The sequence below is a fragment of the Flavobacterium sp. genome (genome assembly GCF_044341265.1).
Lineage (GTDB): Bacteria > Bacteroidota > Bacteroidia > Flavobacteriales > Flavobacteriaceae > Flavobacterium.
Map to the genome: position 1 here is coordinate 133874 of NZ_JBIISA010000005.1, position 19750 is coordinate 153623.

Here is a 19750-nt window from a genome sequence, read left to right on the forward strand (position 1 = left end):
ATTGGAAAATAAATAAATTTAGCTTTTATTTCCCATCTACATAATCTTGTAAATATTTGAATCTTTCTGTTAGCTTGCCATTTTCTGTCATTTTTGCTCTTTGTAAAATTCCGTCTTTATCACCATTAAAAAAAGCTGGAATCACGTGCTCCATAAACATTTCTCCAAATCCTTCACTCGCATCTTTGGGCAATTCGCAAGGTAAATTATCAACTGACATTACCATAATTGAACCAGGATGAGTGTGTGAAACTTCTTTGTCTTCACTTGGTAAATAGCCAAAAAATGGTTCAGCAATGGTAGATGCTTTTATAGTACAAGCAATTGGTCCATTAACATCACACGAAATATCGGCAACTACTTGAATTTTATTTTTTGGAGCGTTAAGCATTTCTCTTGTTAAAATATCGGGTGCACCATTTCCGTGAAAATGTCCTGCCATGTAAATATCCGCAACTTGTGAAAATCGCTCAAAATCAGAAACATATTCTTGAGGATTTTTATAAAAATCTTGATTATCTAAAACCTGTCCATCGATTCTTTTATTGTAATCTAAAACATCAATTTGAGTATAAACTGGTTGCGTGTAAACTTTGTTTAAAAAATCATCTGCTGAAACTTGCTTAATTTTCATTCCATCAAGCATTTCTTTCGCACCCATTCCCACTTTTCCGTGACCAGTTAAAACAATTTTAATGTTTGGGAGCATTGGTCTGCGTAATCGTTCGATTAATTCTTCTTTACTTTTTAAAGTTTCAGCTTTTACTAAATTGAACAAATCATATTTAATTCCGAAAGCTCTAAATCCGTTGTAAGCACCAACAATTCCGGCATATCTTCCAAAACCAATTAATCTTTTATTTCTGGCATCGACAATTGTTTCGTGGTCGAACAATTCGATATTTTTCTCTAAAACAGCTTGAAGTAACTTTCTATTGTAAGGTTGAAATTTAATGGTATGTGAAAAGAAAAAGTACTTTTTATTGGGAATTAAAGCATCAACAGGAACTTCTTTTACACCAAATAAAACATCACAATCCGTCATATCTGTAGCGACTTCTAGTCCTAAATTGCTGTATTGCTCATCAGAAAAAACTCTAATATCAGAACTTTCAACTTTTACTTGAGCTTCTGGATGTTCTGTTTTTAATCTAACTAATTCTTCTGGAGTAAAAACAACTCTTCTATCAGGTGGATTTTTTCTTTCTTTTATAATTCCGAACTTCATTTTAACTATATTTTTTGAGACTTCAAAAGTAATAGTAACGAAAACGTTTTCAAAACTTTTTCCCTAAAATAAAATCGAAGTTATTTATTGAATTTCAATTAATTGGAATATTTTGTTGATAATTTTATAATTAATATAACATTTCATGAAATTTGTTTGTCATTTTGTTTATTATATTTGTTTTTCAACCAAACCCAAAATGACCAATAACAAAGTAACATATCTATTGTTTTCTTTAACTTTTTTATTACTTATAAGTTGCGATAAATCAGGAAAAATTAAGAATCCATTTAAAAAGAATAAATCTGGTTTAGAATATGCAATGCTTCCGCTAGAAGATTCTTTACCAAAACTTTCAGATTCATACAAAAACACTAAAAAGAGAGAAATTGAAAATTTCTTTACTAATAATTTTGCCAATGATTTTGAGAACATGAGTTTTCTTGTGGCAAAAAATGGTCAAATTATTTATGAAAAATATGATGGATTTGCCGATAAAGAAAATAATATTTTAAACTCACCTGAAACGCCTTTACACATTGCATCTGTTACCAAGGTACTAACAGCCTCAGCAATTTTAAAATTAATTGATGCTAAAAAAATTAGCTTAGATCAAAAATTGACTACACTTTTTGACAAATTCCCTTATCCAGATGTGACTATAAAAACTTTATTAAATCACAGAAGTGGTATGAAAAAGTACAATTATTTTTGTGATGACAAAGCCAATTGGGGAAGAAACAAAACACTCACAAACAAAGATTTACTTGAAGTAATTATCAATAAAAATATCCCATTAGAAACTAAAACTGATACACATTTTAGTTATAACAACACCAATTATGCACTCTTGGCATTAATTATTGAAAAAGTTACAGGAATGAAATACAGTCAGGCGATGAAGAAAATCATTTTTGAACCATTAGGTATGAAAAACACTTTTGTTTTTGACGAAACTACTCCAAAAGAAAAAGGAACACCTTCTTATAAGTATAATTACGTAAAATATCCATTCGATTTTCTTGATGCTGTTTATGGTGATAAAAATATTTATTCTACTCCAAGAGATTTGTTGAAATTTGATTTGGCTAGAAATGCGCCAGGTTTTTTGAGCAAAAATCTTTTAGAACAAGTTTACAAAGGATACAGCTATGAAAGTAAAGGTTCTAAAAATTATGGTTTGGGAATTCGACTGCGTGAATGGGATACTGGACAAAAATTATTTTATCACAATGGATGGTGGCATGGAAATACTGCAAGCTACATCACTTTAAGAAAAGAAAATGCTGTAATTATTGCTTTATCAAACAAATTTACTCGTAAAACCTTTCAAATGAAACGATTGTCTGCATTGTTTGGTGATTATCCATTTACATTGAAAGATACTGTCGCCAAAGACGAATAAAGTGTTTGTTTATTGATTTTTTCGGTAGTACCTTTGTGGTCTAATTTTTGTATTGAAACACAATAATTATTGGGGACGACTGGTTTTGACAGCAAGTGGAATTATTCAGTAAGCACGTCGAGCATTGTACTTTTAGCTCGTAAATCCAAAGGTTCAAACTTATAAACGGCGAAAATAACTACGCTTTAGCTGCATAATCCGAATTTTAGTACGATTTTGCCACGTTCCTACAAGGTAGGAAAGCTGGATTCACCTCAAAAGCCTTGGTTTATGGCGGTTGGTTAAGGTGAACCGTAAAAGTAAACCTAGGAAAGGTAACGCTTTAAATCCTTTCTGACACTCATAAAGCTAAGCAAAAAGTGGCGGTTCTTGGCCTTGCTTTTTGACGAAAATCTAATTGAGGACTAAACGTGTAGAAAGCTTTTTGATTGCTTGTTTGGACCCGAGTTCGATTCTCGGCGTCTCCACAAACAAGAAGGGATAACTCATTGTACTGAGTTATCCCTTTTTTGTAGAAAACATTCTACCCTAATAAATCCAAAATTATTATCAACTTCGTATATGCATATAAACTACAATAATGACGACATTTCAAGCAAATAACGAAACAATTCTTATCAATGATAAATTTGGATTAATCACTGATAACCAAGTGATTATAACCAAAGGTTCTAAGAAAAGTAAAGTCCCTTTTAATTCTATAAACAGAGTTAACTTAATAAAAAGTAGAGTCTTTTATTTGAATATTTTATTGTTTTTGTTAAGCGCTTCTGTTTTTATTTATTCCTATTTTATGTTCAATTCAGAAAGACTATTCTTTTTTTATGGATTAATTTTTATTGGTATTGTACTATTCCTATATTCAATTGTTCATAAATTTTATACCTACAAACTTATCATAAAAGAAAAAGACCAAACATTGATTGAGGTAAAAACTACACAATTGAACAGAAAGAGCATTAAAGAATTTTATAATGCTATAGTTAGGAAAGTTCCAAAAAAATAGAGTTTTACTCTGTAAAACCAACCTCGCCTTCCCAATTCATAAAACCACCCTCTAAGTTAAATGTGTTTTCAAAACCCATTTGCTTCATAATACTACATGCTTGAGCACTTCTTCCTCCAGCTTTACAATAAACATAGTAGTTTTTTGATTTATCAAGTTCTTCTAATCGGTAGATGAAACCTTGTCCTTTATAAATATCATTTAAAATTGCACCTGGAATAATTCCTTCACTCCATTCGTCTTCGGTTCTAACATCTAAAATTACTGCATTAGTATCTGCTTCTAATTGCGAAGCCCATTCTTGTTGAGATAAGTTCATTTCTATTATTTTTTTCCAAATTTATAAATTTCATTTTACATCATCATAAAAAGTATTAACAAAAAAATAACATAACATTTGTATATACAAATAAAAATAATTTTACATTTGTACCTACAAATTTGGTAATTACAATTATGAGAATTGAAGATATAATAAAATCAAATGTTACTATGGATGATGCTAAAAAAGTTGTCCTAAACATTATGGTTACCCAAAATGTTGTTACTGAAAAATTTAATGAGGTATTAAAACCTTATGACTTATCAGGTGAACAATATAATGTACTTCGAATTTTAAGAGGTCAGAAAGGAAATCCTGCCAATATGTGCGTCATTCAAGAACGTATGATAGCAAAAAACAGTAATACTACCCGATTGATTGATAAATTATTATTAAAAAATCTAGTTACAAGAGAAGTTTGTCCGGAAAACAGAAGGAAAATTGAAGTTTTAATTACTGAAAAAGGACTAGAACTATTAGAAGAATTAGATCCTAAAGTTTTAGAAAACGAAAAATTATTTGCCGCAAATCTGAACCAAAAAGAATTAGTTGAATTAAACACCTTATTAGAAAAATACAGAAACCTTAAATAAAATTACTATGACACAATTTATAAAAGACGCTAATTGGCGTTATGCAACTAAAAAATTTGATGCAACAAAAAAAATCTCTGATGAAGATTTAGCAAGTTTAAAAGAAGCAATTCGTTTATCTGCATCTTCTTATGGTTTACAGCCTTATAAAGTATTAATTGTTGAAAATCCAGAGTTAAGAGCTCAATTGCAGCCAGTTTCTTGGGGACAATCTCAAATTGTTGATGCTTCTCATTTATTAGTTTTTGCAAACATTATCAACTTTGGAGAAAAAGAAATTGATGCAACTATTAACAACATGGCAACAACCAGAAATCTGCCTTTAGAAGCACTTCAAGGTTATGGAGATTTTATGAAATCTAAATTGGTTTCACTTCCAGAAGATGTAAAAAATACTTGGACTTCAAAACAAACTTATTTGGCTCTAGGAAATTTATTGAACGCTGCTGCCGAACTAAAGATAGATGTAACACCTATGGAAGGTTTTGAACCAGAGAAATACAATGAAATTTTAGGTCTTGAAAAATTAGGTTTGAACGCATCACTAGTAGCAACAATTGGATATCGTCATGAAGAAGATGCTACACAACATTACGCAAAAGTGCGTAAATCTGAAGAAGAATTATTTGTAACAATATAATTAATAATTAAAATCAATAACTCAAATTTAAAAGAAAATGAAAAATTTAAAAACAATCGCAATCGCATTATTCGTAGCAGTTTCAACAATCGCTACAGCACAATCTAAGAAAGTAGACGCTTCTAAAAGTACTATCAACTGGGTTGGAAAAAAAGTAACTGGTCAACATAGTGGAACAGTAAACATTCAAAGTGGAAACTTAATTTTTAAAGGTAAAAAATTAACTGGCGGAACATTTGTAGTAGACATGACTTCATTAACAGCTACAGATATTAAAGGTGAATATGCTGCAAAATTAGATGGTCATTTAAAAGCTGACGATTTCTTTGGTACAGACAAATATCCAACTTCAAAATTAGTTTTCAAAAAAATTGCTTCTAAAGGAAATGGTGTATACACTGTAACTGCAGATTTGACAATTAAAGATGTAACTGCTCCAGTAAAATTTGACATCACTGTAAAAGGAGATACTGCTACAACAACGTTTAAAGTAGACAGAACTAAATACGGAATTAAATATAATTCTGGTAACTTTTTTGAAAACCTAGGTGATAAAACAATTAACGATGATTTCGAATTAACAGTGTCATTAAAGTTCTAAAAAAGGGAAAAATTGCTATACTAAGAAAACCTCAGAGAGAAATCTTTGAGGTTTTTTTTATGCATTTTAGAAACTAACTTATGATTATATTTGCCTAATGAAAAAAATCCTTCTCATAGATAATTACGACAGTTTTACATTTAATTTAGTTCATTATTTAGAAGAACTAAACTGTGATGTAATCGTACTTAGAAATGACGAATTTGAACTTGAAGAACTAAAATATTTTGATGACATAATTCTATCTCCTGGACCCGGAATACCATCAGAATCAGGACTTTTAAATAAAGTTATATCAACTTACGCTTCAAGTAAAAAAATACTTGGAATATGTCTAGGTCAACAAGCCATAGGCGAAGTTTTTGGTGGTTCACTTCTTAATTTAGACAATGTTCATCATGGTGTTTCTTCATTTATTAATGTAATTGTTACTGATGAAATCTTATTTAAAAACTTACCGCAAGAACTCGAAGTAGGCCGTTATCACTCATGGGTTATCAATCCTGTTGATTTTCCTAAAGATTTAGAAATAACTTCTGTTGCAGAAAATGGCGAGATTATGTCAATCCGACACAAACACTTCAATGTAAAAGGTGTTCAATTTCATCCTGAAAGCATCTTAACACCACACGGAAAAACCATTTTGGAAAATTGGTTATCAAATTAATTAATATAAATTTTTACTTTATATAAATTGATATATAATTCTGAATTATAATTATTTAAAGAATTACTATAGATTTTTACTATAACTACAAAAAATCAAAATACTTGATATTTGTTAGAAAAAACTTTCAAATTTCAATTCTTATTAACTAAAACAACTAGTTATCAACAGAATATGAAATGAAGAAGATAATTAATTAAATTTGAGATAGTACATTTAGTTTTTAATCAATTTTAATTCAAATAGTTATGGGACTTTTTAACAATAATGAGAAGAGAATCATTAAAGAGCTTTGCAAAAAAAGTGAAGATATTAGCAAAGACATTACAAATGAAATTGATGAACTACTAGTTGAACTAAAAACTGAGTATGATGAGAATAGTAAAGTAGTCAATGAATTTCATGATTTTGTAAATGAACTCAAAACTAAACTAGCACCAGAAGATGCAAACAAACTTTTAGAATTCTCTTCAAGATTAACTAAAGTAAAACGATGTGCAAAGAAAGGAGTTGAATCTATGAGAGAATTAGCTCGTGACCAAAGAAAAGCCACAAGAGAAACCATTAGAGAATATCAAGAATATTTGTATGTTTAATTAGCGAGTAAAGACCAACTTATTCCCTTTGCTTAAATTAGCATCAAAAGCATATCCTTCGTAGTTAAACCCTTTTAAATCCTCTATTGTTTCTGCATTGGTATCAATAATGTAGCGAACCATCATACCTCTCGCCTTCTTTGCAAAGAAACTTATCATTTTTAGTTTTCCGTCTTTGTAATCTTTAAATTCAGGAGTAATTACTGTGACTTTTAATGTCTTTACATCAACAGCATCAAAGTATTCATTGCTTGCAAGATTAACAAACAATTCTTCTTTTTGAAGTTCAGCATTTAATTGTTTTGTAATTAAAGGTTTCCAAAATTCATATAGGTTTTTATTTTTTCCTACCGGAAGTTTAGTTCCCATTTCGAGACGATAAGGTTGCATTAAATCAAGTGGTTTCAATAATCCATACAATCCTGACAAAATTCTAAGTTTGTCTTGCAAAACGTTTATTTTATCTTCTGAAAGCGAATAAGCATCTAATCCAATATAAACATCACCACTAAAGGCAAAAACTGCTGGTCTAGCATTTTCAACAGTCATTTCGGCAAGATTTCGTTCTTGATTTCTTTGCCAATTTAAATCCGCCAACTTATCAGAAATATCCATTAATTCAATCAATTGTTTTGGCTTTTGCTTTTTCAAAACTTTGTCAATGGCTAACGATTGCTTTACGAAACTATATTCTGAATACAATTTTGTTGGTAATTGACTTTCAAAATCCAATGATTTGGCTGGTGATATTACGATTTTCATGACTTATTTTTAATGTTTTTTTCGTCTGTTCGCCATCAAAATGGCTCGAGTCAAAAATACAAATTTCAATTTGAAATTAAATACGTTAAAATGATTAGTTTCGATTTAACTATCAACAGAATTTATTATTTTTACCTTTTTACAAGATTATATGCTATCGCTCAATAAAATCCACCATATCGCCATTATTTGCTCAAATTATGAAGTTTCTAAACATTTCTACACTGAAATTTTAGGTTTAAAAATTATTCAAGAAATTTACAGAAAAGAACGCGAATCCTATAAATTAGATTTAGCATTAAATGATAATTATTGCATCGAATTATTCTCGTTTCCAAATCCTCCAAAGCGTGTATCAAGACCTGAAGCTTCTGGATTGCGTCATTTAGCATTTGAAGTTAATGACATTGAGATTACAAGAAACTACATTTTAGAAAACAATCTTTTTGCTGAAGAAATTCGAATTGACGAATACACCAACAAACGTTTTTTCTTCACCAATGATCCAGATGATTTACCGATAGAGTTTTATGAAGTTTGAGTAAAATCTTATCAACAATTCGCATTTCGTAATTCGTTTTTCTAATTTATATTTTACCTTTGACCTTTCAAAAAAATAGAATCATGGTTTATAAATTTAGAGTAATTCTCGATGCAGAAGAAGATATTTTCAGAGATATTGCTATACTTGAAAACGACACTTTAGAAGATTTGCACAATGCAATCGTAAATGCTTTTGGATTTGATGGATTAGAAGTTGCATCTTTCTACACTTGTGACGACACTTGGAATCAAGAAGATGAAATCCCAATGTTTGACTCTGGTGATGTTCCTGGTGAGAACAAAATTATGAGTGATTATCAGCTGAATGACATATTAGATACTGAAAACACTAAAATCATTTATGTTTATGATTTCATCAATATGTGGACATTCTTAGTTGAACTTGCCGCAGTTGAAGATTCAGTTGAAGTTGGAATGGTTTACCCTAACCTTTTATTTTCTCATGGTGAAATGCCTGCAGAAGCTATGGAAAAACATTTTCAAGCAGATTTTGAAGAGGAAGAAAGCTACAACGAATTTGAAGACGATTTAGATGAAGACGATTTAGATGCTTTTGGAAGTGACGACAGCTTTGAAGATTACGGATTTGAGGAGAATTGGAATTAAATTTGAGAAAATAGAAAAAAGAGAATAGAAAATAGACTTCAAAAATTATAAAAATAAATGATCAACCTTTTTAATACCCACATAGAATCTTTATCCATCCATAGAGTTGGAAATAAAAGCCGTAACGAAGCCATTTTTCTATCAGAAAACCAATACGGATTAAACGATGAAATTGTTCCTTTATTGAAGGAATATTTCTTTAAATCATTTCGTGAAAAAGAAGAAAACTACTTTCAATTTGCGCATGAAGTTGATTTGGAATACAACGATATGTTCAATTTAGCTACTGAGATTTTTACAAATCCAAGTTCGGTGCATGAAGTTTCTAAAAAAATAACCAATCACCTTTTTGAACAATCCAATCATCCGCACATCAAAAACGGAGAAGTTTATGTGACTTATTTAACCAATGTTTCTATCGATAATAACGTTGTAGATGCTATTGGTGTTTTCAAAAGTGAATTGCGTACTGATTTCCTTCAATTTGAAGAAAAAGATAGTAATTTAGAAATGGTTCTTCAAGAAGGAATTAACTTAAATAAACTGGATAAAGGTTGTTTGATTTTTAATCACAAAAAAGAAGAAGGATATAAAATTTTGACTGTTGATAGCAATCGTTATGATGCACGTTATTGGTTGGAACATTTCCTTGCAGTGGATGCTTTTCAAGATGAGAATTTCATGACTAAAAAGTATTTAAAATTCTGTCAAGAGTTTGCAAAAGAAGTGGTTTTTCCTGCCGAAGATAAAAAGCAAGAAGTTATGTTTATGAATCGTGCGGTAAATCATTTTGCTAAAAACGATAATTTTGAAGAAACAGCTTTCTTAAATGAAGTAATGGATAATCCTGATTTGATTCCAGAATTCAAAAACTATAAAGCGGATAGAGGTGAGAAATATAGTATTGAAGATGTAACATCATTTCCAATAGCAAATGCCGCGGTTTCTGACGCAAGAAAATCGATTAAAAACGTTATTAATCTTGATACCAACATTCAGATTAAATTAGACTTTATTAATCCGGAAAGTGCCGAAAAATTTGTAGAAAAAGGTTGGGATGAAGAAAAACAAATGTATTACTATTTAGTTTACTTTAATAAAGAACAGAAGAGTTAGTGTTCAGTGTTCAGTGTTCAGTGTTCAGTGTTCAGTGAAAAATAAAAATTAATCCTCTATTGTAAAAGCAATTGAGGATTTTTTTTATACTAAAATGTTAAACATTCAGTTTTTAAGTTTTAAATCGTTATATTTAATAATAACCTAGAAAAATGCGCTATTATCTTTATTTAGTGATATTGCTATTTAGTTGTCAAATTTTGTCAGCTCAAAATACCATTCCTACTAAATCGGATAGTGTTTACAAAAAAATTGATGATTTTTCTAAAGAAAGAAAATTCTTCAAACTGATGCACAAGTTGATGTTTAGACCCAAAAAAACAGAAGCTGCAAAAAAACAAAAGAAAAAAGGCGCCTCTCCTATTCAGAAATCTTTTGAAAAATACAATTGTAGAATCATCCGAAATATAACTATTGAAACAACAGATCCTTTTGGATATTCTGCCGAAAATGAAAAAGAAGTTCCAGAAAAAAAATTAGAACGTTTTGGAAACTCTTTACACATCAAAAGTAAAAAATGGACCATTAGAAATTTATTGCTTTTTAAAAAAAATCAAGAATTAGATTCCTTACTTGTAAAAGAATCTGAACGTTTAATAAGGAGCCAACGATTTGTTAGAAGTGTTGTTATTAAACCAATCGCAATAGAAAATTGTCAAGATTCTATAGATATTTCTGTAAGAGTTTTAGATACTTGGAGTTTGATTCCAACTGGTGCTTTTTCAAATTCTAAAGCCAATCTAGAACTTACAGAACGTAATTTTTTTGGTTTAGGACATGAAGTTAGCTTAGATTATATTCGAAGTTTTACAAATAATACATTTGCTTACGACTCGAGATATACGATTCGTAATTTTAAAAATTCGTTTGTAAATGCAACTGTTTCCTCAAGAACAGATTTGCTAAACAATACTTATAAAACTGCTAGAATTGAAAGACCTTTTTATTCTGCTTTAACACATTTGGCTGGTGGCTTTTATTATGATTATAGATTTTATAACGAAAATATGACCAATTCAAGTTTGGTTACCTCATCTCAAAATTTTAAAATAAAAACCTATGAATTTTGGGCAGCACATTCGAGTAAAATATTTGCAGGAAATTCCGATTTCTCGAGAGCTACTAATCTAATTACTGCTTTAGGTTTTACAAACACAACTTACTTGAAACAACCCGAACTTAGCTACGATCCTATTCGTTTCGCCAATTCATCAAAACGCTATTTAGCTACCATCGGAATTTCTAGTCAGCAGTTTTATCAAGACAAATACTTGTTCCGTTTTGGTGTGATTGAAGATATTCCTTACGGAAAAGTATTCTCCTTCACTGGCGGTTTTGAAAATAAAAACAACTTAAACAGAGCCTATTTTGGTGGAAGATTTTCCTATGGTGACTATCTTGATTTCGGTTACATAAGTGCCAACATAGAATATGGTTCCTTCTTTAATAACGGAAAAACGGAACAAACCACCATCAAAATTGAAACCAATTACTTTACCAACTTATTTTCGATTGGAAGTTGGAAATTCAGACAATTTGTTAGACCAGTTTTAGTTTTAGGAAATAATCGATTGAATACTCCAAAAGACCGATTGAACTTAATTGACGTGAACGGAATTCCCGGTTTTAATAGTTCACCACTTGTGGGAACGAAAAAATTTCTAACTACGTTTCAAACCCAATCTTACAATCCAAAAAACTGGTATGGTTTCAATTTGAGTCCGTTTATGAATTTCACAATCGGATTTCTAGACAACGGAAATCATAAATTTTTCAGCAATAAAATGTATTCTCAAATTGGACTTGGTGTCTTAATCAATAACAATTATCTAGTTTTCAATAGTTTTCAATTTTCGTTTTCCTATTATCCTTCACTTCCTATTGATGGTAGTAATATCATTAAAACCAATACGTTTCAAAACACCGATATCAACTTGAATAACTTCCAAATTGGGCAACCTTATATTTTGCCTTATGAATAAACACCTTTAATATCTTGTTAAAATCAATCTATTTATTGAATATTATTTATAGTTTCACAACAAAAAAAGTATTTTCAATGCATTTAAAAAACTACATATTTACAATTTTATCATTGCTTATTTTTGAGAATTCAAATGGTCAAATTACGATGTCTTCCCTGGAATTTGACAAAGATAAAAAAGGGCCTAACACCATTTATTATAATTTTTATAATGGAATTCAAATGATTGAGATCGACTATAATAATTATGAAAAAGCCCGAGTAGATCATCAAGATGCCATTAAGCCAATAAGTAGTATCCGACCAAGAAATTACGGACACAATACTATTATTTTAAGAAATAAAAATGGTGAACTTTTACACCAATACAACTTGAGAGTAAAACCTTTTAAACCAACCGATTTCCTTCCTTCTGAAAAATGCATTACTGTATCACACGCCTCAAGATTAGATGCAAACTATATAGCCAAAACCAATTATCCTTTCTATGGGAAATACAGTTTTTATGTTACTGAAAACAACAAAGCTGGTATAATTGATACTTTAGGTACTCCAATTTTGGAAGTTGTATATGAAGCCATTCTTAGCTATGGTGATAACTACAATCTTAATTCTTATGTAATGTTTGATACTAGAAACGATAGAGAAGACGAAACTTGTTTCTACACGATAAAACGCAACGGAAAATGGGGATTTAAAAATGATAAACTAGCAATAGAGCCAAAATATGAAGAGTTGATTCCTATAAAAAAGAATGTTTTTAAGATTAAAAAAACTGATAAATATGGTTTGATAAATTATAAAGAAGAAAGTCTAATTGAACCCATTTACACGGACTTAATTTACAAAAATGATTTTTATCTTTATACTAAAGATGCTATTGAAAATATAGATAAGTATACAACACTTTACGGAATCATTGATTCGAATTTTAAAATAAAAACACAACCTATTTATAGCAATCTCGAAGACATTATTGAAAATTACTATCCTTCTGGAAAATATTGGACCTGTAAAACTGATGGTTGTGGTGCCATAGACAAAAACGGAAATGAAATTTCGAAGTTTAAATATGGTTCGATGCCTCAAAATCCATACAACAAATATTATCGAACTACTGGCTATAGAGACAGCAACAAACACTACATTTTGAATTTGGATTTTGAAGAAATTGGAAAAAATTATGATGTAATTTATGATTGGAAAAATCAACTCTTCACTGTAAAAAAAGGCACTAAATATGGTTTAATAGATATAAATAATAAAGTAGTATTACCCTGCGAATATGATTCTTTTTGGGAAGAATCTAGAAACGAATTGGGCACACTTATAAAAAACAAAAAATATGGAGTCATTACAAGTAAAGGAATTGTAGTAATTCCTTGTAAATATGATGATTTATACTTTACAGTTGATAATACCATTGTAGCCACTCTTATTGATGCCAATGATAAAACCAATAGAAACAGAAAATTGGGTTTATTGGATGCCAATGGTAAACTTATGACTTCTTTTATATATGATGAAATCGAAACGATTGATTACGGATTTTATCGTGTTAGAATCGATACAAAATATGGTGTTCTAAACAAAGATGGAAAAGAAATTACTCCTGTAAAATATGATGAAATTTACCGCTATAGAAATGGTTTTTGCATTGCCAAACTTGATTTTGGATACGGATATATAGATACTTCTGGAAAAGAAATAACCCATTTCTATTATGAAAAACCAACCGATTTCAACTACAACGCTGAGAAAAAACTAACAGCAAAAGCTTATATAAGAGGAAAAGAAGTTATTATTGATGAATATGGAAAGGTTGTAAAGTAGGAAATGAATATCAAGCCCTTTTCCTTCCCAAAAAAGAATTCCCTACCTTTGCAAAAAATTAGACGCAATGAATACTTTTGAGCAATTTAATCTTCCTAAATCTTTACAAAAAGCAATTGACGAAATGGGGTTGACTACTCCTACTCCAATTCAGGAAAAATCGTTTTCTGTTATTATGTCGGGACGTGATGTAATGGGAATTGCACAAACTGGTACAGGAAAAACCTTAGCCTATTTATTACCTCTTTTAAAACAATGGAAGTTTGTAAATACTGATTCGGCTCGTGTAGTGATTTTGGTTCCTACTCGTGAATTGGTGGTTCAAATTGTTGAAGTTATTGAAAGCTTAACCAAATATATGTCGGTGCGAACACTAGGCATTTATGGTGGCGTTAACATTAACACACAGAAAAAAGCCGTTTACGAAGGAATCGATATTCTTGTTGGAACTCCAGGAAGAACTATGGATTTGGGTCTAGACAACGTAATCCGTTTTGATTCGTTGCAAAAATTAGTCATTGATGAATTTGATGAAATCTTAAATTTAGGTTTTAGAACCCAAGTGACTTCATTATTGACGATGATGAAAAACAAACGTCAAAACATCTTGTTTTCTGCAACCATGACTGATGAAGTAGATGCCATGCTTGACGAATATTTTGAATTACCTGAAGAAGTTTCACTTGCGGCCTCAGGAACTCCATTAGAAAAAATTGAACAATTGGGTTACTATGCACCTAATTTTTTAACCAAACTAAATCTATTAAATCATCTTTTAGATACTGACGAAAGTACTTCAAGAGTTTTAATTTTTGCCAACAATAAAAAGACTGTTGACTTAATTGCCAATAGTATTGAAGAAAAATATCCAGAGCAATTTGGTGTAATTCACTCTAATAAATCACAAAATTATCGTTTGAATACCATGGCTTCGTTTCAAGCTGGCGAATTAAGAGGAATTATAACAACAGATGTAATGGCTCGTGGTTTGGATATTTCTGATGTTACTCATGTTATCAATTTTGAATTTACTGAAATTCCAGAACAATACATTCACAGAATTGGTAGAACAGGTCGTGCTGATAAATCGGGAATTGCAATCAGTTTTATAAGTCCGAGTGAAGAAGAAATTCAAATTCAAGCGGAAATCTTAATGGAAAAAGAAATCAAATTTTTAGATTTTCCAGAAGGAGTTGAAGTAGCCGTAAGATTATTAGAATTTGAAAAAGATAGAAAAAAAGTAAAACAACTTTTAAAGAAACCCAAAATTGAAGGTGGTGATGCTTTTCACGAAAAGTCTAAGAAAAATCAAAAAGTAAATCTTGGTGGACCAGCAAAAACAAAACCTAGAAAAACAGAACCTAGAAATCGTGGCGTAGAACGTAAGAGAGCTGCTAAGAAGAAGAAATAGTTTTCAGTTATCAGTTACAATTGGCAGTTTTATGAAACTTTTATCCCGAAATTTCGGGATTAAACTTTTAAACCTTTAAACTTTTTGTTACTTTTGACAAATTCTATATAGAAATGCAGTTTAAACATCCAGAAATTCTCTATTTCCTATTCTTATTGGTCATTCCGATTCTGGTGCATCTTTTTCAGTTGCGAAAATTCAAAACAGAATATTTTACCAACGTAAAATTCTTAAAAGAACTTGTTGTTCAAACAAGAAAAAGTTCTAAAATCAAAAAATATTTACTTTTAGCTACAAGATTGTTATTATTAACGTTCTTGATAATTGCCTTTGCACAACCTTTTTTTAAAGCCAAAGACAGTAAAAATGCTACTAATGAATTGTACATCGTTCTTGACAATTCTTTCAGTATGCAAGCAAAAGGTCAAAAAGGCGAATTGCTAAAACGTGCCGTTCAAGATTTACTAGAACATACACCAGAAAATGCAAATTTCTCCTTAATAACATGCTCTGACAACTTTTGGAATACTGATATAAAATCTATTCAGAAAGAACTTCAGAACCTGAAATACAGTGCTTCTCCATTTCAATTGGATAATCTTTTGTCCAAAATAAAAGCCCACAAATCGGCTTTCAACAAAGACATTGTTGTAATCACTGATGGTGTTGGTTTACAACCTAATCAAGTTAAAAATATCAAAGACGACAAAAATTTATATTTCATAATTCCAGAAGCTGAAAAAACCGACAACATCGCTATTGATAGTGTTTACATCAATCAAACGATGGATAATTTTTATGAAATCGGTGTAAAATTAGATGCTTATGGAGACGATTTCAAAGATATTCCAATTGCCTTGTACAACAAAAAGAAATTGGCTGCCAAGACTTTAGTCAATTTTGAATCCAAAACAAAAACCATCAATTTCACCATTCCAAAAGAAGATTTTCATGGTTATGTTGCTATAGTTGATAACAGTTTGGAATATGACAACAATTACTACTTCAGTATCTCAAAACCTGAAAAAAGCAATGTGATTAGTATTGGTGAACCTGAAAAAAGTAGTTTTTTATCAAGAATTTATACTCCTGAAGAATTCAACTATATCAATTATTCACTTCAATCATTAGATTATAATTTACTTGACAAACAAGATGCCATTGTTTTAAACGAACTGAAAGATATTCCACAAGCACTTCAAACCACATTAAAATCATTTGTAGAAAAAGGCGGCAATGTAGTTTTAATTCCAAATGAAGAAAGCAGCACAACCAACTTAAATGGTTTTTTATCCAATTTTGGTGGCGTTCAGTTTAAAGCTTTGTCTAATAAGGAAAAAATGGTTACAAAAATTAATTTTAGTCATCCCTTATTCAGTAGTGTTTTTGAGAAAAAAGTTGACAACTTTCAATATCCAAATACAAAAAACTCCTTTGAAATAAGCAGCTCTGCACCTATGGTTTTGGGCTATAGTGATCAAACTTCCTTTTTGAGTGCTATTCAAAATAGTATTTCGTCTGTTTATGTTTTTGCTGCTCCAATTAACAAAATCAATAGTAATTTTCAGAATTCTCCTATTATTGTTCCAACTTTTTATAACATGGGACAAAACGCACAGAAAGCCGGAATTAATGCTATAGTAATTGGAGATAACAAACCATTTATTGCACAGACTTCATTAAGCAAAGACGAAATCGTTAACATTAAAAACGGTACAGAAAGTTTTATTCCGGTGCAACAAATATTAAACGACAAAGTAAAGTTGACTTTCAATGATAACCCGAAAGAAGCTGGAAACTTTGAGATTTATAATTCCTCTAAATCCATAGAAAATTTAAGTTTTAATTATAATAGAACCGAAAGTAATTTAGCTAACGCTAATCCAGATGCCGTAAGTGATTACAAGGAGATAAGCAATGTAGATGCAATATTTGATACGCTACAAGCCAATCGAGCCGACAATCAACTTTGGAAATGGTTCGTTATTTTAGCCTTGCTATTCATCACGTTGGAAGTTTTAATTCAAAAATTTGTAAAATGAAAATCATAATCAGAGAAGCCAAGATTATCGACTCAAAAAGTCCGTTTCACAATCAGGTAGTTGATGTAAAAATCAATGATGGAATCTTAGAAAAAATAGGAACCAACCTCTCGCCTTCTGATGATTATGAAGAAATAAAACAATCTAATTTACATCTTTCTCAAGGATGGTTTGATAGCAGTGTTTCCTTTGGAGAACCAGGTTTTGAAGACAGAGAAACTATTGCTAACGGATTGAATGTAGCTGCAAAAAGTGGTTTTACTGCTGTAGCGCTTCAACCAAATTCTGCTCCAATTCTTGATAACCAATCACAGATTTTATTTGTAAAACAAAAAGCTAACAATACTGCAACTGATTTATTTCCGATTGGTGCTTTAACAAAAAATAGCGAAGGAACCGATTTAGCCGAACTTTATGACATGAAAAATGCTGGAGCGATTGCCTTTGGTGATTATGGGAAAAGTTTGTCTAATGCTAATTTGCTTAAAATTGGATTGCAATACGTTCAAGATTTTGACAGCTTGGTAATCGCTTTTTGTCAAGATGAAAAAATAAAAGGAAGTGGCGTTGTAAACGAAGGAATTGTATCAACTAGATTAGGTTTGAAAGGAATTCCAAATCTTGCAGAAGAATTGATAGTTGCTCGAAACTTGTTTTTACTTGAATACACCGGTGGAAAATTACATATTCCAACCATTTCAACTGCAAAATCGGTAGAACTTATTCGAAATGCTAAAGCAAAAGGACTAAAAGTTACCTGCAGTGTTGCCGTTCATAATTTGGTACTAACGGATGAAAAATTAGAAGGATTTGATACTAGATTTAAAGTTGCACCGCCATTGCGAACAGACAATGATAGAATCGCTTTAATTTCTGGAATTTTAGATAATACCATTGATACCATAACATCCGACCACAATCCGATGGATATTGAACACAAAAAAATGGAATTTGATTTGGCTAAAAACGGAACTATTGGTTTAGAAAGTGCTTTTGGAGCATTGTTAACTGTTTTACCATTAGAAAAAATAGTAGAAAAACTTACTTCAAGTAGTACTATTTTCAATCTAAATCAAACAGAAATAACTGAAGGAAATAAAGCCAATATCACTTTATTCACTACAGATACTGAATGGATTTTTACTAAAGAGCATATTTTATCAAAATCAAAAAACAGTGCTTTTCTTGGAACAAAAATGAAAGGAAAAGTAATTGGAATTTACAACAACAATAAATTAGTTTTAGCTTAATGGACAAGAAAACAATTGATGAAGGAAAATCAACTGCAATAACTAGTTACATTTTGATAATTGGTGTTTTAATTGCACTATCAATGAATTCGGAAAACAAAAATCCGTTTGCTTCATTCCATATTAGACAAGGATTAGGATTGACCTTAACATTTGTAGTTTTGGGTATTTCTATAAGTCATTTTGAAAGCATTATGGTTGCAGCACCAATGTGGATTTTTATTTCTGTGTTAACGATTTATGGAATTTTTACAGCTGCTCGCGGTGAAACTATCAAGTTGCCATTACTGGGTGGATTGTTTCAAAAATGGTTTAAAAATATTTAATTTTATATAATGACATTACATCACTTAGTTCGTGAACCCAAAATAAAGAAAGACAAAAATCCGTTACTGCTTTTACTTCATGGATATGGAAGTAATGAAGAAGATTTATTCTCTTTTGCATCAGAATTACCAGAGGAATACTATATAGTTTCTGCTCGTGCTCCATATGATATGATGTATGGAAGCTACGCTTGGTATGCTATTAACTTTGATGCTGATGAAAACAAATTTTCAGATATCGGTCAGGCACAACAATCTAGAGATTTGATAGCAACATTTATAGATGAATTAGTTGCAAATTATGCTATTGATGCCAATGATGTAACACTTATTGGATTTAGTCAAGGTTGCATTTTGAGTTATGCCATTGCTGTTTCTTATCCTCAAAAAGTACAACGTGTCGTTGCAATGAGTGGTTATTTTAATGAAGAAATTGCTACAGATAATTTCAAAGAAAATGATTTATCTAAGTTAAAAATATTTGCTTCTCATGGTTCAGTAGATCAAGTTGTTCCTGTGGATTGGGCAAGAAATTCAATTCCAAAACTTAAAGAACTTGGAATTGATATTGTATATAAAGAATATCCTGTTGGACATGGTGTTGCACCACAAAATTTCTTCGATTTTAAAAATTGGTTACAAAACAGATAAAAAAAATGGCTCATTAATAACGAGGGCACTGAAAAACATCGTTTATTTTGATTAGCACCGTTTTTTAGAGAATAAAAAAACGCTTATAGTAGGATTTTATACATCCGTTATAAGCGTTTTACTTTTTGCAACTGTTTTTTATTGTAG

General features: G+C 30.5%; 20 protein-coding genes and 1 other RNA gene. 18 read left to right on the forward strand and 3 right to left on the reverse strand.

Annotation, left to right across the window (positions count from 1 at the left end; all coding sequences use genetic code 11):
• Positions 1-25: 25 nt before the first annotated feature.
• Entirely contained in the window at positions 26-1228 is a 1203-nt protein-coding gene (locus ACIQ06_RS03890) for an NAD(P)-dependent oxidoreductase (RefSeq protein ID WP_396143969.1), read from the reverse strand.
• A 199-nt stretch (positions 1229-1427) separates the two neighbouring features.
• On the opposite strand from ACIQ06_RS03890, the gene ACIQ06_RS03895 reads away from it, so the two are divergent.
• From ACIQ06_RS03895 to ACIQ06_RS03905, 3 genes are all read left to right on the forward strand, one after another.
• Positions 1428-2633, forward strand: a complete 1206-nt coding sequence (locus ACIQ06_RS03895; protein WP_396143970.1) for a serine hydrolase domain-containing protein — start codon at positions 1428-1430, stop codon at positions 2631-2633.
• Between the two features lie 71 nt (positions 2634-2704).
• Positions 2705-3103: a transfer-messenger RNA gene (gene ssrA / locus ACIQ06_RS03900) on the forward strand.
• Positions 3104-3213: 110 nt separating this feature from the next.
• Complete coding sequence (locus ACIQ06_RS03905) at positions 3214-3639, forward strand: hypothetical protein (RefSeq protein WP_396143971.1); 426 nt, start codon at positions 3214-3216, stop codon at positions 3637-3639.
• 4 nt (positions 3640-3643) lie between these two features.
• Here ACIQ06_RS03905 and ACIQ06_RS03910 read toward each other — a convergent pair whose 3' ends face one another.
• A complete protein-coding gene (locus ACIQ06_RS03910; RefSeq protein WP_298302197.1) occupies positions 3644-3958 on the reverse strand; it encodes a rhodanese-like domain-containing protein in 315 nt (104 codons plus the stop codon).
• Positions 3959-4095: 137 nt separating this feature from the next.
• Between ACIQ06_RS03910 and ACIQ06_RS03915 the strand changes: the two genes are divergently transcribed.
• The 5 genes from ACIQ06_RS03915 (at position 4096) to ACIQ06_RS03935 (ending at position 7058) form a co-directional block, all read left to right on the forward strand.
• Positions 4096-4554 (forward strand): MarR family winged helix-turn-helix transcriptional regulator, encoded by a 459-nt coding sequence (locus tag ACIQ06_RS03915; RefSeq protein ID WP_396143972.1) that lies wholly within the window; start codon positions 4096-4098, stop codon positions 4552-4554.
• 7 nt (positions 4555-4561) lie between these two features.
• On the forward strand, positions 4562-5194 hold the full coding sequence (locus tag ACIQ06_RS03920; RefSeq protein WP_396143973.1) for an NAD(P)H-dependent oxidoreductase: 633 nt from the start codon (positions 4562-4564) through the stop codon (positions 5192-5194).
• Positions 5195-5231: 37 nt separating this feature from the next.
• The gene (locus ACIQ06_RS03925; protein WP_396143974.1) at positions 5232-5795 is read left to right on the forward strand and encodes a YceI family protein; all 564 of its coding nucleotides are present in this window, start codon (positions 5232-5234) and stop codon (positions 5793-5795) included.
• A 97-nt stretch (positions 5796-5892) separates the two neighbouring features.
• Positions 5893-6462, forward strand: coding sequence for an anthranilate synthase component II (locus ACIQ06_RS03930; RefSeq protein ID WP_396143975.1), 570 nt, complete (start codon positions 5893-5895; stop codon positions 6460-6462).
• A 248-nt stretch (positions 6463-6710) separates the two neighbouring features.
• The gene (locus ACIQ06_RS03935; RefSeq protein ID WP_298302209.1) at positions 6711-7058 is read left to right on the forward strand and encodes a hypothetical protein; all 348 of its coding nucleotides are present in this window, start codon (positions 6711-6713) and stop codon (positions 7056-7058) included.
• Here ACIQ06_RS03935 and yaaA read toward each other — a convergent pair whose 3' ends face one another.
• Positions 7059-7820, reverse strand: coding sequence for a peroxide stress protein YaaA (gene yaaA, locus ACIQ06_RS03940; protein ID WP_396143976.1), 762 nt, complete (start codon positions 7818-7820; stop codon positions 7059-7061). It lies immediately after the preceding gene.
• Positions 7821-7971: 151 nt separating this feature from the next.
• Between yaaA and ACIQ06_RS03945 the strand changes: the two genes are divergently transcribed.
• From ACIQ06_RS03945 to ACIQ06_RS03990, 10 genes are all read left to right on the forward strand, one after another.
• On the forward strand, positions 7972-8361 hold the full coding sequence (locus ACIQ06_RS03945) for a VOC family protein (RefSeq protein WP_396143977.1): 390 nt from the start codon (positions 7972-7974) through the stop codon (positions 8359-8361).
• Between the two features lie 83 nt (positions 8362-8444).
• Positions 8445-8990 carry a hypothetical protein gene (locus ACIQ06_RS03950; RefSeq protein ID WP_396143978.1) on the forward strand — a complete coding sequence of 182 codons (546 nt, stop codon included), beginning with the start codon at positions 8445-8447 and terminating at the stop codon, positions 8988-8990.
• A 57-nt stretch (positions 8991-9047) separates the two neighbouring features.
• A complete protein-coding gene (locus ACIQ06_RS03955) occupies positions 9048-10106 on the forward strand; it encodes a nucleoid-associated protein (RefSeq protein WP_344816113.1) in 1059 nt (352 codons plus the stop codon).
• A gap of 200 nt (positions 10107-10306) precedes the next feature.
• Positions 10307-12088, forward strand: coding sequence for a hypothetical protein (locus tag ACIQ06_RS03960; RefSeq protein ID WP_396143979.1), 1782 nt, complete (start codon positions 10307-10309; stop codon positions 12086-12088).
• A gap of 77 nt (positions 12089-12165) precedes the next feature.
• Positions 12166-13923 carry a WG repeat-containing protein gene (locus ACIQ06_RS03965; RefSeq protein WP_396143980.1) on the forward strand — a complete coding sequence of 586 codons (1758 nt, stop codon included), beginning with the start codon at positions 12166-12168 and terminating at the stop codon, positions 13921-13923.
• A 67-nt stretch (positions 13924-13990) separates the two neighbouring features.
• Complete coding sequence (locus ACIQ06_RS03970) at positions 13991-15334, forward strand: DEAD/DEAH box helicase (RefSeq protein ID WP_396143981.1); 1344 nt, start codon at positions 13991-13993, stop codon at positions 15332-15334.
• A gap of 113 nt (positions 15335-15447) precedes the next feature.
• Entirely contained in the window at positions 15448-17376 is a 1929-nt protein-coding gene (locus ACIQ06_RS03975) for a BatA domain-containing protein (protein ID WP_396143982.1), read from the forward strand.
• On the forward strand, positions 17373-18626 hold the full coding sequence (locus tag ACIQ06_RS03980) for a dihydroorotase family protein (protein ID WP_396143983.1): 1254 nt from the start codon (positions 17373-17375) through the stop codon (positions 18624-18626). The genes ACIQ06_RS03975 and ACIQ06_RS03980 overlap by 4 nt, the downstream gene beginning before the upstream one ends.
• Positions 18626-18952 carry a hypothetical protein gene (locus ACIQ06_RS03985; RefSeq protein WP_396143984.1) on the forward strand — a complete coding sequence of 109 codons (327 nt, stop codon included), beginning with the start codon at positions 18626-18628 and terminating at the stop codon, positions 18950-18952. The genes ACIQ06_RS03980 and ACIQ06_RS03985 overlap by 1 nt, the downstream gene beginning before the upstream one ends.
• 9 nt (positions 18953-18961) lie before the next feature.
• On the forward strand, positions 18962-19603 hold the full coding sequence (locus tag ACIQ06_RS03990) for an alpha/beta hydrolase (RefSeq protein ID WP_396143985.1): 642 nt from the start codon (positions 18962-18964) through the stop codon (positions 19601-19603).
• Positions 19604-19750: the final 147 nt, after the last annotated feature.